This window comes from Streptomyces sp. NPDC098781, from assembly GCF_044759995.1.
In the GTDB taxonomy this organism is placed as follows: Bacteria; Actinomycetota; Actinomycetes; order Streptomycetales; family Streptomycetaceae; genus Streptomyces.
In genome coordinates, this window is record NZ_JBIWAK010000003.1 from 901062 (window position 1) to 918041 (window position 16980).

The window sequence follows — 16980 nt, forward strand, 5'->3', positions numbered from 1 at the left end:
GGCCGCCACGACGGGGCCGACCGAATGCTTAACCCCTCTTCCCGGTCAATACCTACTGACCGGGAAGAGTCTCTATGTGGCAGAAGGCAAGTTCGGCAGCGAGCTGGAAAAGGGTCAACAATAGATCGTCCCGTCGGTACTCGATTGTGGCCGCCGACCGGACGCGGGTGTGCTGGTCGAGTTTCGGTGGAGCCAGGCGCAACCCTGGCCCCACCGACTCGTCAGACCTAGGCCTCAAGGACGCCCAGCGCCGTATGGAGGACCGGCTCCACGCGCAGTCTCGTCCCGTCCCGGTCGAACGCCTGGAGGGCCTCCAAGCAGACGACGGCACAGCGTGCCTCCTCGGACGAGAGACCGGCCATCTCGGCCGCGGTGACGAGGTAGGCCTCGTCATGCCAGTCAGTACCGAGTTGCTCGACGACGCCGTCGTAGGCGGTCTTGAGGGTGTCGTTCTGCAGCAGCCCCACGGCGTCGACGAACTGTTCGGCGCCGCTGCTCTGCTCCAGCCACGACGTCAGGTCCGCCAGCACCCGGTCCTGGTCCGGTCGGCGATCACGCAGCTGCATCGCCTTGTCCAGCAGGTACGGCCAGCCACCGGTCGCCTCCGCCAGGCGCGTCAGCCGTTCCTCCGTCTCGCACAGGCTGTGGCGCTGCGTCCAGTCCTTCAGGCTGCGCAGGTCATGCCGGCGCAGCACCACGATGGTGCCGTGGTCGGCGTCGGGACCGGTGAGCAGGCCGGACCAGAAGCCGAGCTGTTCCACACCCGACACGAGAACCACGGAACGGGTCGCCTCGGCGACCTCGGGCATCACTACCCTGGCCAGGTCGAAGGATTCCCGGCAGGACTTCTCGCTGCCCAGCGAGAGATCGCTGATGAGCAGTCGCCGCTCGCCCGCGCGGCCAGCGGCGAGCTCCTTGCGGAACGACTTGGCGCTTCCGATCGCGGGCACGGACCAGCCCGCCACCCTGCCCGTCATCTCACGCAGGGTCCGTTCCACATCGGCGACGCCGGTTGCCTGTGTACCGAGAACGACGCGGACTTGGTTGACGTATTCGCCCAGCAGGTAGTCGATCTGGTTGACGGTGAGGGGGGCCGACCTGCCGTCGTAGAGGTCCGGACGGCTCTCCAGGACAACGGTCTCCTCCAGCCGGGACTCCGTCTCCGCCCGCAGCAACCGGGCCTCGATCTCCTGGGCGGTACCGATCATGCGCAGCGCGTTGGGCCCCCGCAGATGCCAGCCCTGCCCGTCGTTGTTCGGCGCCAGGACACCGAGGCCGACCATCTCCTGCAGATAGGCACGGAAACCCTCGCTGTCCAGGCACTCGAAGCCGCGGGGCCACCAGCCAGCACATTCCTCCCGCAACTCCCTGTCACTGAGCCGGGTTTCCAGACCGTTGTCCCGGGCGTGCTGGGCAAGGACATTGGCGATGACGTGGTAGCGGTCGTCGAGGGCGAGGGTGTCCTTGAAGGCCGCGGTGATGTCCGAGCGCAGCGAGGTGTCCTGTTCCACCGCGTCGACATCGGACTCCTCGATCGTGTACGGAGGCGGCGCGAGTGGTGCGCGCGCCCGCTTGTCCTGCATGACCTGCACCATCCGGCTGCCGAAGATCTGCAGCAGGAAGGGCTGGTAGGAGCAGAAGCCGAGCACCCGGTTGACGAGGTCGACGTCGGCGAACTCGAAGCCGAGCGCACGCATCGGGTGAACGATCAGGTCGGCGGCGAACTGTGGGGTGAGCGGTCCTACGACCGTCGGGGTCTGCGCCAGGTGGCTGAACGGGCCGTTCCTGGCGAGCCGGGTGAAGCGCTGGACCGAGTGCAAACCGGCGAACACGACCTTGGCCCGGCCGCGCGAGTCCTCACCCAGACCGCGCAGCCGACGGGTCTCCGTGCACTCCGGGACGTCTGCCTCGAAGAAGCGGTCGCACTCGTCGAGGAGGATGAGCAGCCGCCTGTCGGGATCCTGAGCGAGCCACCGGGCGATCCCGTCGGTGACCCGCTGCCATGCTTCCTGTTGTGGGCCCCGGCGTCGGGGCTCCTCTAGGACTCCCTGCCGAATCAGCTCCTGGTCGAGCGTGGGCCAGATGGCCTCGGCACCAAGTGCGGTGCCCCGGCCGATGCCGATCTTGTCCAGGTTGAGGTAGAGCTGACGGTAGGCCCCCGGCCGCTGTTCCTCGAAGCGGTCCCCAGCGTCGGCGAGCAGGGCCGACTTGCCGAGCCCCCGGCCGCCGTAGAGGATCTGAGTCCCCGCCGGGTCGTGGATGCTCTTGCGCTCGCGGTCCCGTCCGTAGAACATCTCCCGGCCGATCTGGCCCCGCTTCTCCTTGATGTACGGGTTCACCGCGGAGAACGGCAGCAGCGTCTCGGTCGTGGCATCCACCCGCCGGTTGCCGTGCGCGATGAGGTAGGCCAGCGCGGCGTCGTCGACCACCATGATCGGCTTGGTGTCCTGGGAGGCGGCGGTCAGTTCATTACGGGTTCTGCTGTCCAGCGTCCCGAAGTGGACGACGAGCAGACTGCTCTCGTCGGGGTCCTGCAGAGCCCGGGTGTTGAGCAGTTTGGCCGCGGGCCGGCCCCAGATCAGCAGGGCGCGGAGCTTGCCGCCGCGGTCCTTGATCTGCGATCCGAAGGCAGGCGCCCAGGCACGGCCGGTGACGTGCACGGGCGCGAGTTCGAAGAACCGGTAGTCCTTGCCGCGCGGCAGATCGTCCAGAGGCCGTGCGCGCCTGGCCTCGTATCCAAGGAGGGCCAGAGCCGGATTGAGGCTCTCGCGCGGATTGATGTTGATACGGTCCTTCGTCGCGGCGAGCGTGCTCCACAACTTCAGGGCCGCGGCGGCCCGTTCGGCCTCCTCCTCAGAGAGTCCTGCATAGTCCAGCACGGCGTGGTCGCCGTAACGGCCACGGGCGCGGACGGCCGCGATCAGCTCAGCGTCGATGCCGCCCGGCAGTGAGTCCGGCACGGCGGGGAAGAACGCCTCCAGGTGCGAGTCCTCGGACCTGATCTCCGGTACCGGTTCGCCCAGTTCGAGGAAGTAGACGAGTTCGGTCGCGGTGGCCAGGCTGTCGGTGTCCAGATTGCGCAGGACTCGTTCGCGGTTCTCCGCGCTCACGTCCGTCAGCGCGACCAGGCGGGCGCGCAGCCGGTCGGCGGCTTCCTCGCGGTAGCGGGGCAGCAGCTCCTCAACTCGGTCGAGGTTGCGGCGGACCGCGGCCAGCTCGCCCGGCCGGTCGTGCTCCAGGTGTGCTCGGGCGTCCGCGAGCAGCTCCTGGAGGCTGACGTCCTGTTCGACGGTGAGTGCCTCGTCAGCCTGAGACCGGCGGAGCCGGGCGGCCAGTTGCCGCTGTTTCTCGGCGAGCGCGGCGCGGCGCTCCTTCTCGAACGCGCTGAGGTGTGCGCGACGCTCCTCCGAGAGCGACAAGGTGTGGGCCGCAGGAAGGACGTCGAAGTCCGCGAGGTCCGTGATGGTGCGAATCACGCCGAATTCGTCACGGGCGAGCTGCTGCTCGATCGCGTCGTCCCAGGTACGGTCCACTGCCTTCAGCAAGTCGTGCAAGGTCGGCTTCTCGCCCGGCACGGCTGGCTCGGCCTTGTGGAGCTCGGCGTCCAGAACCGTCTGAACGTCCGGCTCGGATCCCGTCTCGACCGGTCGACTGTTCGCATCCAGCCCGTCGAAGACCTCGGCAAACAGGTGCCGCGCCACGTAGGCGGTGGCTTTCGCCAGGACCGCGGAGGTGCGTTCGGCCGCGGTGAGGTCGTCGGCGACCCGTTCGCGCAGGCCGAGAAGGGAGAGGCGCAGGGATGCGACGGACTGGAACGCCCATACGTTCTCCTCCGCGCGTCCTGCTTCCAGGTCGCGCTTGACCGCACGCCACTGCCGTACAGCGTCCCGGACGCGCTCGAGGCAGTGGCGGACGTTGTTGCGGCCCGACCCCTGAATGCCACGACCGCCCGGCCCGCGCAGCGCAGCGTCCATATCGTCGATCGCCGCCTCGACCTGAGCTCGGCGAGCGAGGTTCTCCAGCAGCTCGTCGGCCAGGTGCTCGGCGTCCGGGGCCCCGGCCACGATGGCCGTCAGCACGCTGCCGAGCAGACCGGTCGGCGCCAGCCAGCGCTGCACCATGGCGCTGGCCCGTTGGAAACGCAACCGAGGTACGGTGAGCAGAGCCTGGCAGGCGTCCACGGCCGCGCGCAGCTCGCCCTCGGTGTGGGAGACATCGGCGACAACGGCATGGGGCGGCGCGATGAGCAGTGCGCCCTGCAGAGCGCGTTCTGCCACCATCGTGGCCACCTGGTGCAGGGCATCGGGCAGTTGCGGGGTGAGCGCCCTCAGCTGCGCACCGACTACGGGCGCACCCGTCACGAGGGCTGCCCGGACCAGCGTGGGCAGCAGGAGCAGGGACAGCGCGTCGCTGTCGCTCTCCTTACGGGCCTCCCACTCATGCAGGGCCTCCTCGATGACCTGAGCTGCTCGGCCGGTCCTGGAGTGCAGCAGTGTCGCCGCGGTGGCCAGGCGCAGGACCGCGGATTCGGTGTCCGGCCGGTCGGCGGCCTGCGACAGGTGGGCGGCAAGCCCGAAGCGCTTCTCGGCGATGAGCTGCGCGAGGACGGGTTCTACGCCCTTCGTTCCCGTGCCGTCAGCGGTACCCGTGGTGGTGTCGACGGCCGCGGTCACCGCGGGGGCGGCGACGACCCGCCGTTCCCGCAAGGGCTGCTGCTCGGCGGACCGGGGAGGTCGCTCGGCCGGGACGGAATCGGCGGTGCTGTGGTCCTGGGTCTCAGGCACGCCGGTGTCAGCCTGCGCAGCAGTGACCGCCTCCGGGGATATGGCCCGCTCCGGCGCCTCGGGAACCTCGGCGGATTCCTCGCCCTGCGGGGCGGCGGCCGTGTCGTGGGTGGTGGTCCTGTGCTCGGTCAGCGTGATCTGCTGGTACAGGACGGCGGCGACAGCGTACGGCGGATGTGCGACCGACAGCTGCTGTTGGAGCTCGATGATCTCCTGCTGTGCATCGGACCGGTCCTTCATGCCGGCTAGGCGCACCAGCAGCGTGAGAATGTGGGCGCGCGCGTCGTCCTGTTCCTCCCACTCCTGCTTCGCGAGCAGTGTCTCCGCGCTCTGCCTGGCATCCGCGATCACTGCGGCCACCGCACTGCCCGGAGAGCAGCCTAGGGCCGTCACCGTCTCCACCAGGTGACGGGCCTCGGCGTTCCTCTCTTCCCGTTCGACGCGTGCACGTACCTCGTCGATCGCCCTCAGGACATCGGTGAGGCGATCAGTGACGCCGGTGACGCCGAGTGCGGAGAGCACGACCCGCGCGCGGGAGAACGCCGGAGCGACGGTGGCGAGCGGCACCAGATCTGTGTCGGTGGGCGGGCATCCGTCCAGCAGAGCGGCGCGCACGCGGTCGGCGGCGCCTCGTGCCTCGTCGATGACGTGCTTGAGCTCCTCCTCAGCCGAGGCCAGATCGTCCAGGGAGCACCCTTCACCAGGGGGCTGCTGTCCGTGCTGCGCGGAGGACTCGGCCAGGTCCGGAGACGAGACGTGATCGGGCCGCCGGGGAGCCGGGACTGCAGCGGTCGGCCGTGGTTCTTGAGCCGCCGCGTCCTCGTCCAGCGCGGTGAGGTGGTCGAACCCGGGAGTCGTGTCGATCACCTGGTGAGCGGCCTTGCGTACCGCGGCCAGTGCCGCCTCGTCCGCCTCCATGCCAAACCAGTCGTGTTCCGCGGCCCATACGAGCAGTCGGGCGTCGTGTGCCGAAGCCTGGAGGTGGGAGAAGAGCGCGAGGCGGAGCAGGCACGCGCCCCAGCGGTCCACGAGACCGGGGCTCCTGCCGGCGGCCCCGGGCTCAGCGACCACGTGATCGATGTCGTTCATGATCCGGGCGGTGAGGTGGGACACGGCATGCCTGTGATGGCTCGGCTCCACCCGCTGCAACCGCTTCAACACCTGCTCGCTGAGCACGCGCCCGAAGCGCCGCGGCTCGACCTTGCGGAAGCCGAGGCCCCTCATGATGGCCTGACGGTCCTTGGGCCCGAGGGAGTTCAGCGCGAGTTCCGTCTCGCCGACCGTGAGGTCGTCGAGGGCAGCGTCCAAGACCTGGCCGAGCCCGTCAAGCGTTGCGGCGAGTTCCTTGAGCAGTCCAACCGGTGTGCCGTGCGGGGAGGACGGTGGTTTGGCAACCACGGGGTAGCTGGCGGTCATTCAGTCCCGATCTCTTGTTTCCTGTGCTGTGGATGCGGGGGGTGTGGCTTGCGGCGCGCGCATGTCCGACCGGGTGCGTCAGCGCCGGCGGGAGTGTGCCGTGACGAAGGTGTAGCCGTGTGGCAGTTCCCAGCCGTCCGCCTTTCCGACGTGGCGGCAGTGCTCGCGGTAGGCAGCGCGCTGGGCATCGGTCGGCTTCGAGCCCGCGGGCAGCCTCCGCAGAAAGCCGTGGACGAAGTGCTCCACGCCGTGGACCTGCGGCGGCGCGCCGGCACCCGAGCCCGGCCGTGGCACCACCACGGGGTTCGGCGCGTAACCGATCAGGGCGATGGGCGGCTCACAGTCGCGGGCAGGGTGGTGGGGCTCGCCGTCCGCACCGCGGCTGCCGATGGCCGGGTACAGGTGGTGTTCGGCGAGGAGTTCGTCAACGGCCTGCTCCAGTGCGGTGACTTGGTGGGCGGCGGGAGTTTGGTCGTAGACGCCTCGGGGGAGGGCGGCCCGGTCGAGGAGGGCATGTCCGTCGGGCGTGAGGCGGCCGAAGCGTCGTACGGTACGCAGGACGAGACGCCGGGTGTCGAGGCCGCCGGACGAGTCACCGTCCCGGTCACTACCCGGCGCTCCTTCCCGGGTGAGCACTCCCGGGTCGTAGCGGTGCGCGACGAGCTGCCCGTCGATGTCGACGGGGTGTTCCAGTTCGACGGTGTGGACCCGGAAGACGGTGCCGCCGCGCGGCCACTGGATGTACAGGCACAGCCCAGGGAAGAAATCGATGGGCCACTGGACGTTCCGGAGCATGCCGGTCTCACCGGTGAGATCCAGAAGCACCTCCTGGACCTCCTCGGACGCGTCGAGCTCGCCGCCGGGATGGCTGAGTTCCAGGCGTAGGCGCACGGAGACGGTATCGGTGCCGAGATATGCCAACCCGTCCCGGACCCTGGGGCTCAACGGCAGTCGGTCCTCCATGAGGTGGGCGAGACGCAGCGGGGTCTGCCAGCAGACCTCGCTGTCGTTGATCCTCAGGTAGTTCGGCGGACCGATCTGGTCACCGTCCACGAGCGGGGTGTCCGCGGGTTCGGGATCGACGTACCGTTCGTCCTCCGGCTGTTCCTCTCGAGGGACGCTCTGTGCGTGCGGCACCGCGACCGGCCGGGGGGGCGCGGGTGGATGCACCGTGTCATGCCAGCCGCGTCCCGCGGGGCGCAGCGGATCACTGTCGTCCGCCTCCTCCGAGCCCGGATGGTGGGACCGCCAGATGCCACCGTTCTGGAAGTCGTCGTCGAGGGTGATCCGTACATCGCTCCCGGCGCGTATGCCGTTCTCTGTGTCTCCCCGGACGAAGTCCGCGACCGCCAGGTTGGCGCGGCACACCGAGACCGCGTATTCCACTCCGCTCAGCAGTGGTTCGGCACCGTCGACGCCGCGCAGCCACGGCCCGATCGCCGTGTACACGGTGCGGGAACCGTTCAGGCCATGCCGTCGGCGGGTGGCAGGGGCCGTACTGCGTTCCAGGGAGCTAGCGAGGGCTCTCAGGTCGTCGCCGCCCAGCGGCCCGTCGTGCCCCAGGGCGGCCCCGATGCGGGTACGGGTGAGTGCGTAGTGGCCCCAGCTGCGCAGGCTGTCGCTGGTACGCAAGGCGTGATCGACGGTGTCTAGCAGCCCGCTGAGGGCGTTCTTCAGCCGCTCCTCCGTGCCACCCCCGGCCAGGTGGGCGACGGACACGGGAACGAGGGGGCTCAGCAGTGCTTCGCGCTGGTGGGTCAGCAGGTGCTGCACGAAGGCGGTGCAGTCGTCGAGCCCGGCCTGCGGCGCCGAGCCGTAGCGGGCGTCGACGACGACGTGGCCGTCCTTGTTGAGCCACTTCTGGCGGGCCCGGAACCGCTGCAACTTCGCCTCGCTGAGCTGCAGCGCGGGGCCGAAGGCCGCGAGATCAGGGACCAGCAGCTCCCGGCGCACTGGGTGCGGTGCCTCCAACTGCTCGCTCGGTCCTCGGACACCGGCCGGCGCCCCGGACACCCAGGCGGGTACGTCGGCACCCTCTTCGACACCGGGGTGGCGTCCCTCCTTGTAGACGATCTCCGCATACAGCGGGTCGGATCCGGTTTCAATGCGCACGAGTGCCCCGACGGGCAGGGCCGGTACTTCGCCACCCAGCATCAGGGAAGGGAACACGTCCAGATCGAAGGGGCCGTTGCCGTGGCCTTCGCCACCGAGTTCATAGCCGAAATAGGCCGCGTTGAATGCGACCGCGGTATGCACCGGACACACGCGGTCGGCCACGACCGCGTCCAGGTAGCGACGCAACCGTTCCAGTTCCTCGGCGGGTGTGCTGCGGTGTCCGCCGGTCATGGCGGGAGTGAGCACAGGCTCGCCGTCGAACGGCCGCCAGATGTCCGGTCCAGTGCTGATCATCGTGGTCACGCCCAGCCGTCCTTCCGTTCGGATCCGCTTCCCGCCCGGCGGGATCTCGTGTGTCGGACCGGGCGGACGGCTCGCCAGAGGCTGTCCGGGCCCTCGACTGCGGCTCCGGCTGCGGCCAGCCGTGTGAGGCTCGCGCCTACTGCCGCATATGGCAGATCGGCGCGACCGCCGAAGTGGCGGCTTTCCCGGACCGCCTTCGGCAGGGGGATCATCTTTCGATTCCTCGGGTTGTAGGAGGATTCGTCGCCGCGCAGTGCGTGCCAGAGCCGGCGCGGGTGTGCGCCCTGCGGCTGGAGCTGCAGCAGCCGGTGGACCTGGAGGTCGACGCGCTGGTCGCGCAGTGAGGTGTCGGCACCGCCTCCCTCGCGGGGGCGCGGGCTGTCGAAGGCCTGGGCGACGGCAGGGCGCCGCTCCTCCACGGGCCAGCGGACGGTGTCCCAGCAGGCCGAGCAGCGGCAGCGGGCCGTGGTGCAGCACCCCTCGGGCAGGTCGCTGACGCCGAAGTAGTCGGCGAAGACCCGTTGGGCGCAGACCGTGCTCGCGTCGAAGAAGTTCCGGAGCCCGGCCAGTTCCTCGACGGCTCGGCGGGCGCGTCGGCCGAGCAGCGGGAGGAACCCGTCGGGCAGGGCGCCGGTGCGGGTGGTCAGACCGGTGACCAGGCGACGGCTGGGTGCCGCGGAGACATCCAGGAGCCCACGGTCGTGGAGGTCGGCGAGCAGTTCCCAGGTCGCCGACGGTCCATCGGCGACCGAGCGGTAGTCGGGGCACCGGGCGGCGAGTTCCCGGTCGAGAACTCGGACGTCGACCTGTCGTGGGGTGTCCCAGGACAGGGCGGTGTCGATGAGGATCTGCTCCAGCCGCACGGACCCGGCCGCTTCCTCGTCGCGCTCCGCTGCAGTGGTAGGCGTCTGTCCTGCGCCGTGGCCGGCCGGTCGGAGGTCGCCGGGTTTGACCGCGCAGAACGGCGGGTGGTCGCCGAGGTCCTCGACGGCGCCGAGGTCGGCGAGCGCGCTGAACGCCCGCATGATGCCGCCCTGGTAGCGCTCCTGGGTGTGCCGGTCGTCCAGCTCGGCCTCGCTCAGCGCACCGCTCACGGCGTCCTCGGCCATGAGCAGGTCGGCCAGCCGTACCGGATCGAGCGTGCCGTCCCGCTGGGCGAGGACAACGGTTCCCATGCGCCGGAGCAGCGACGGGGGCAGTTCCTGGCCCGTCATGAAACGGACCATGCGCAGACCCCGGCTCGTGGCGAGGGCGAGACCGCTGTTGACGGGGCCGTCGCCGGCGGTCCCCCGGCCCGCACCGTCCCGCCCCGCCCGACCCAACTGCTGGTAGAGCGCGGCCAGGTCGGTAGGCGGCGACACGCACATCACGGTGCGTACGTCGGGCCGGTTGACACCGAGCCCGAACGCGGAGGTGGCCACCACCACGACTGGGACGAAGCCGTCGTCGCCTTCGCGCGGTGCCTCCCGGAACTCCGTCATGACGGCCGCCTTCTCCGCCTCCGTCAGACGGCCGTGGAACCGCAACACTCGGACGCCGGCGTCGCCCACGTACTCGCGCAGGTGGGTATAAAGGGTGTTGACCTCCTTGACGGTGAGGCAGTAGAAGATGGCGTGCCCGTCGAGCGCGTCGACGACGCGCTCGACCAGCCCCGCCACGCCTCCCTGTCCGAGCCGGTCGAGGGAGCGGCGGAAGACGGCGAGTTCGGGTCTGATCGGGTTCTCGCGCACCGTCAGGAGCCCGCCGACGACTCCGGGATGCTCTGCTTCGGCGGTCGCCTCGGCTGAAGCGGGCTCCGGGACCTCGGCGGGCAGACCGAACAGTCCTTCGCGCAGCGCCTCGTGGACGGCCCTGTTGGCGGTGGCGGTCACCGCGGTGACCGCCACCCCGTGGTGCCGGCGCAGCTCGTCGAGGAACCTGCTGACCCGGCGCATGCTGGGCCGGAAGTCCTCCCATTGCGGAAGCGTATGTGCCTCGTCCACGGCGATCCGGGTCACCCGGCCCGCCGCCGCGGCCGCGCGGACGGTCTCCCGGAAGCGCCGCTGGCACAGGCGTTCCGGGCTGACGTAGATCAGGCGAATGCCGTGGTTGGCCCGACCGAGGAGCTGGTCCGTCACTTCCGTCTTACCGGCCCTGCTGCTGGACTCGCGCAGCGGGGAGATGAGCGCGCGGACCGCGCCACCGATGGACCGGTTCAGTTCGAGGGCCTGGTCGTGCATGAGAGCGACGAGCGGGCTGACGACCACTGTGACGCCGGGCAGGACCAGCGCGGGCAGCTGGAAGGTGAAGCTCTTACCGAAGCCTGTGGGAAGCAGTCCGAGTACGTTGCGTCCCTCGGCCACGGCGGCGATGACGGCCTGCTGGGCCGGCTTGAGGGCCACGGGTTCGTCGACGAGCCGCAGCAATCCTCCAATGCGGGCGCAGCGGTCCTTGATCTCCTCCACGAGCAGGCCCTGTTCCCGCAGCTTCCGAGTCTCCTCGGTGGTCAACGCGAGTTCGCGGATGCGCCTGGTGTGCGGCAGGAGGGTCTGTCGTTCGAGGGCTTCGTCGGTACACAGCTCCGCGGCCCGGGCGGGGTCCAGGAGCTTGTGGGCCGCCATGAACTCCCAGATGCGACGCCATCCTTCGGCCATCGTGGCGACGTTGCCGCCGCCGATGTCGCCAGTTTCCGGGTCGAGTCGCTGCAGTCCGTCATCGAGGCTGCCGAGGAAAGCACGCCGGTAGGAGCGGCGCAGGCTGCTTGCTCCCGCGAGTTTGCGGTCGCTGATGACGACGACGCCGCGGTGGCGGTCGGAGCGGATGAGCCGGCCCACCGCCTGACGCAGCTGGAGCGCGGCGAGCGGCAGGTAGTAGTGCTCGGTGGCGGCACCTTCCGGATCAGGGTGGCCGGCCCGCTCGGCGCGTTCGGCGACCGCCGCGCGCCGGGCCTCCACGATTGGAGCGCCGAACGGTGCGAAGGGCAGTTTGTTGATCCACACCAGACGCAGCCGCTCGGCGTCGGAGACGTCGACCCCCTGCCAGAGTCCCTTGGTGCCGACGAGAAACCCTCCGCCGTCCCGCCTGTCGGTGAAGGCCTGATAGGCCCGGCCGTTGCCGAGAGTGAGCGCCTCGGAGACCGGGGTGTCGAGGGCGCGAGTGCGCAGCTCCCGTACGAGGTGGAAGCCGATGCCCGCGGCGGTCGATCGGGCGGTTGTGAGGATCATGCCGCCGCCGTCGAAGCCGTTGCCGTCGCCGCGTCCACGTGTCATTTCGGTGGCGAATCCGGCGACCTGGTGAGCGACGGTCCGCAGGGCGCCCTCCTCCTGCTCCGCCCAGGATGGGAAGTCGGAGAAACACACGACCTCGGCCTGGCTACGCAGGGCGAACGGGGAAGGCAGGGCCAGCGTCGGCAGATCGTCAGGCAACCCGAGTCGGGTCCGCATAAAATCCCATTCCCCGGCGACACGCAGGGTCGCGGAGACGTAGTGAACACGGTCGAAGGACTCCAGGTAGCGCCGCCACTCCGGGTCTGCGGGCAGATCGACGGGACTGGTGGCGACACGGAAGCGGTAGGACCGCAGCTCCGCCCTGGGTTCGTCGACTTCCTCCAGATGTATGACGCGGGAAGGGGGAGCCTCGTCCAGGGTGAGGGCGGGGTCGAGAAAGGCGCGGATGTCGGCCCAGATCCGGTCGAGGGCCGTGGTGAGGGAGTCGGTGTGCTCCGCGAGCGCGGTCAGGCGCTCGCGTACCAGGGGATCGATTCCGGCAGCGTGCTGGACCACGTACCGCTCCAGCGTGATGCGACAGGACACGAGCGCCTTGGCGATGCTCTCCAACACCAGCAACAGCCGCCGAGTGTGCCGGGTGCCGGAGGTGCCGGCGTAGGGGCTGGCGAGCGTGGTCGCCCGGCTGCCGATGCGTACGCCCACGCCCTTGGCCTGGGCGTCGAAGGCCTGCGCCGCCAGCCGAGGAAGGCGTTCATCGTCGAGCAGTCGTTCGAGGTCTGCAATCGCTGCGGCGGCCTGCTCCTTAGCGGTGCCCGGGGGCGCGTCCGCGATCCATGCCTGGTACTCCGGCAGCAAAGCTTCCAGGTCCTGGTAGTCGGCGGTCACGGTCAGCGCGGACGTGGCTGCGTTCTCCAGCTCATGCGCCTCGTCAATCACAAGGAGCACCTCGGGTCCGACGGCACGCAGGTCGTCCAGGTGGGAAAGAACGAGCGCATGGTTGGCCAGGATGAGACGGTGGCTGTCGATCGACTCTCGGACGGTGTCGGTATGCACGGTGAGCGGGTTGCCTGCGGCGGGGCCGTAGTCGCCGTCGCGCTGGGACAGCGACTCCAGCCAAAGCGGCAGGCCGCGCCCGATGTAGTCGGTGAAGAAGGCGGGCAGGTCCACCGGGTCGACCGATCTGGCCGTCCAGGACTGCGGGGGCTCCTTGGCCGCGAGCAGGCGCAGTGCGAGGAAGACGGCGAGTTCGCGGAATCGGCTCCGCTGGGAGAAGCGGGCGTGGGCGGTGCCCGCGGAGCGGCGCCGACGCGTGGCCTCGGCGAGGGTCTTCGTCAGGGCTGCGAGGGAGAGCCGGTTGGACTTGCCCTTGACCAGGTCGGCAACCCCGAGGATGCCCGGCAGGGCCCGCTCCAGGTCCTGGATGTCCTTCGCCATCTGGCTCTGCAACTGTTTGGTGTACGTGGCGATCACAGCGGTACGGCTGTCGCCACCGGCGAGCCAGTCCAGGGCGGCGGCAAGTACCGCATAGCTCTTTCCGGTGCCGGTGGGCGCTTCCAGCAGGCCGCCGACGCCGCGGTCGGTCCAGTCATGCAGAGTTGCCGTCATCTCCTGCTGGGCGGGCCGGGGTTCAACGCGGGAGCCGTGCACGACCCTGGCGAGAGCGGTCGGCTCGACCCGTCCGTCGGCACCCCGTAAGACGTCCGGCACGTCCACGGAGCCCTTGCCCGGTGCCCTTCCGGCAGGGGTTCGACGCGGCGTGTGCTGTCCAAACTCGGCACCCAACAGGCGGGCCACGTGCGCCTGCTCCCACACCCGCGGCTCTCGATCGTTGGCGGCCTCACCCTCGTCCAGTTCCCAGAGCAGCCGCCACGCGTCGGAGTCGGGGCAGACATCGGCGATGAGATCGCGCAATTCGGCCGTCCTGCATGCGAACTCGGCGGCGGCCCGCTCCAGGAGGCGCACCAGCAGTACCGCGTCGCCGTCCGCAGTATGTGCGCGGAGGTCCGAACGGAAGACGTCGAGCTGAAGCGCGAGGTCCTGAAGTCGGTGGGACGGGGCTGTCGGCCAAACGGCGTGCGCGAGGTACAGGCCATCGACAGGGCGCACGGCGGAGAGCGGATCGCGGGTACCGGCCTCCTTCGCCGCTTCACTGACGACTGGGAAGTCCAGTGTCGTGCCGTTGTAGGCGACCACGACATCGGCATCCGACAGGAAGTCACTCAGCCCCGTCCACGCCTGTCGCGGGGATATCCCCTGGCCGAGTACGGCGTCCCGGACACTGCCGTCACGCAATTCCTCAGTGTCCCCAGGGAACCTGAGGTAACGCCGCCAGCAGGGGGCCGTAGCGACCCACTCCCGATCAGCGCCGAACCTGACCGCCGCCACCTCGTAGACGTGCCGCTCCAAGTAGGGAGCGGTCGCCGTCGTCCGTACGACGCTCTCGACGTCGAGAGCGACGGTTCGCAGCACGGAAGTCTCGTCCAACCGGGCAGCGATAGCGGATTCATTGCCTGGCTTGCGCCGTTCAGGCGCCACCTGTGCCGGGGACGCCGATTCCTGCAGAGCAGCAGGCAGGAGAATGTCCCCCGAAGCGATCAGCAAACCTCCACGGACCGCCTCGGCGACCAGCTTGACTAACCGCTGCTCCGGCAGTGTGCCGAACTGTCTCTTGGCCTCGACGACCAGTTCCCGCTCAGAAATTCCGGACGTAAAGGCGCTGACTAGCTCTGCAACCTTCCGTGACGCCGCAGAAACCGTCTGCCCTTCGGGCATGCACACCCCCCTTGCACGGCCCCGGCCCATGCTCGACCGCGCCGCTCCCGCGGCTCTCCCTCCCCTGGAGACCCGGAACGTGCCCTACATCATAGTTTGATTTGGAAGGTTACGGACGTTCAGCAGGAATATTCGAGGGCGGCTGACGAACTAGGACAGGCTGGAAGGGGTTCAGCTTCCACGAGCCGAACTAGCGCACAAGGCGCACGTGATGGAGATGATCGGGGTTGCGTCCAGGGAATTGGTGTACGGGTTCGACCCGATCCGGGGCACAGCCGGATGATGTCGCTTCTGCTGGCAGACGCCTGCCGCAGGGACAGCACCGGTCCCGAGCCGATGCTGTCAGCACTGGTAGTTAATGGATCCAGCCGGAAGCCTTCCGACCAATTCTTCGAGCTGGCCGTTACCGAGTTCCACCGTCGGGACCCGGACTGGACATGGGAGTTGGGAGCGGGATGCAGTGTTTGACCGCTACCGCAGCCCGGTTTCGCCCTGAGTCCACTCCGGGGTATCGCTCGGCTGCCACGCACATCCGCCGTGCAGGACAGCTACCCACCGTGGACGGCTCCGGGTTGGAACCTGCTGGCTACATACACCGCATCCTCTCGTTTCGTTGCAACGGCGGTAGAGGGGATGGACGCGATGACCGCCTCTCAGGCGTTCTCGTCATGGATCCGCGCACCCAGATCCTCCGCCCACTCCAGCGCCCACGCCTTGAGTTCTTCGATCTGCCGGGAGGTGAGCCCGTACGCGGCGTAGTCCTCATCCTCGTACCAGTCCGCGCCGATGAGCCGGTCCCGGAGGTCTTCGAGGCTGAACTCGTCGTGGGCGCGACGGCGGCCCAGGGATTCGAGGTCGGCGGTGGAGCGGTGACGGGAGGCAGCCTGGACGTCGATGAGGTCGCGGACGGTGCCGCGGTCGGCGAGGGCGCGAACCTTGGTGCCGATCACGTCGTCGAGGGAGAGAACGGGGCCGTAGGGGGTCTGGGCGGGCGGAGCCCAGAACGCCTCCTTGAGGACGTCGACCTCGCACTCCTCGCCGGTGTCCGGATCGGTGACGAGGAACCTGCCGCTGAGCGGATCGGTCTGGACGTGTGTGGTCCGCCAGCCGCGCGCGCGGAGACCTGCTGTGAGTGAGGCGACGATCTCCTTCATCGGAGCAGGGTTCTCGGTAGCGACGTCGAGGTCACGGCTGAAGCGTTCGACCAGGCCGTGAGCCTGCACCGCGTATCCGCCGGTGAGGACCAGGGGGTAAGGGGAGCCGACGTCGAGGATGTCGGCGAGGAGACGCTCGTGGAGCGGAGTAAGCTTCACGCGGCGGTCGTGTCGGCCGGAGCGGTGCGGAGCAGCTCGGGGAAAGCGTCCTCCCAGACGTCGCGGATGTAGGGGCTGATCAAGCGCCGCAGCACGGGCCACTGCTCGGTGAGCAGCCGGTGGTGCAGGAGTGCCACCAGGTCCTCGCTCAGTCCTTCGGCGAGGACGGTCCGGTAGAGCGTCATGCGGGACTTCGGACGGTCCAGGCTGTAGCTCGTCCGCCCGGACCAGACGATGTGGAGCGGCAGGTCCACGTTGCCCTCGACGGGGCCGGCCAGCTCCTGCAAGCGCTCGGGCAGTCGGCCGCGGTAGCGGTCCCGCAGCACCTCGGCGCGGCGGGCGGTGGTCGTCGTGTCCATGCATCCAGTATCGCTGCTGGGAGGCGGCCGCATGGCGGATACGGGGCGCCCTGACGCACGTACGGGTCGGGCGCCGCCCGCCCTTCCTTCGGACATCTCACTCACAGGGCGCTTAGCGCATCATGGCCTACCCGTGCAGCCCCCAGTTGGCGCGGCAACCGGCTGCCCTGCCGACCCGGGTCCGGCCCCGCTCGCGGGCGCGGATGATCATGACGCAGCAGGTCACGCGGAGGGCCGCCGCGGTGGAGTCGGCTGCGCTTCGGCCTCGGTGTCGGAAATGACGACGGTGCCAAAGCCGAAGCCCATGGCGCCGGCGCAGTGGGCGAGAAAGACACCCGGGCGAGCGAGGTCGCGGTGGCCGGCCAGAGGGGGCAAGCGGCATCCATAAGGCGCACCGCTCAGTCCTTGACACAGCCCACGCTCAGGCCCCATGCCGCCGACGAGCTATCGAGTCACGCAGAGAACCTCCCGAGCGGGAGCAAGGCACCTGTGTCCAGGTCCCCGTCATGGCAGCCACCCGGTCAGCAAGCTGGGACGCTCCCGCACCCGATGCTGACCGTTTGCTGACCCGATCGGGTCCATCACGCCTCTGAACTGCGCAAATACCCAGATGTTAGATCTTGGACTTGAACAGAGTACGCAGCACTTTGGACTCCTCTGAGACGGCTCCCTGCCTGCTTTCTGCAGGTCAAGGGCGGTCTCGACGGTACAC

Annotated in this window: 5 protein-coding genes; all 5 read right to left on the minus strand. The window is 69.3% G+C overall.

What is annotated here, in order from left to right:
- Positions 1-227: 227 nt before the first annotated feature.
- Positions 228-6200, minus strand: a complete 5973-nt coding sequence (locus tag ACIQWG_RS15865; protein WP_404095380.1) for a hypothetical protein — start codon at positions 6198-6200, stop codon at positions 228-230.
- A gap of 78 nt (positions 6201-6278) precedes the next feature.
- Positions 6279-8609: a hypothetical protein gene (locus ACIQWG_RS15870; RefSeq protein WP_404095882.1), complete on the minus strand. Its 2331-nt coding sequence runs from the start codon at positions 8607-8609 to the stop codon at positions 6279-6281.
- Between the two features lie 5 nt (positions 8610-8614).
- Complete coding sequence (locus ACIQWG_RS15875; RefSeq protein WP_404095383.1) at positions 8615-14308, minus strand: DEAD/DEAH box helicase; 5694 nt, start codon at positions 14306-14308, stop codon at positions 8615-8617.
- Positions 14309-15249: 941 nt separating this feature from the next.
- Positions 15250-15909 carry a nucleotidyl transferase AbiEii/AbiGii toxin family protein gene (locus tag ACIQWG_RS15880; RefSeq protein ID WP_404095386.1) on the minus strand — a complete coding sequence of 220 codons (660 nt, stop codon included), beginning with the start codon at positions 15907-15909 and terminating at the stop codon, positions 15250-15252.
- Positions 15906-16268: a hypothetical protein gene (locus tag ACIQWG_RS15885; RefSeq protein ID WP_404095387.1), complete on the minus strand. Its 363-nt coding sequence runs from the start codon at positions 16266-16268 to the stop codon at positions 15906-15908. Before ACIQWG_RS15885 ends, ACIQWG_RS15880 begins: the two co-directional genes overlap by 4 nt.
- Positions 16269-16980: the final 712 nt, after the last annotated feature.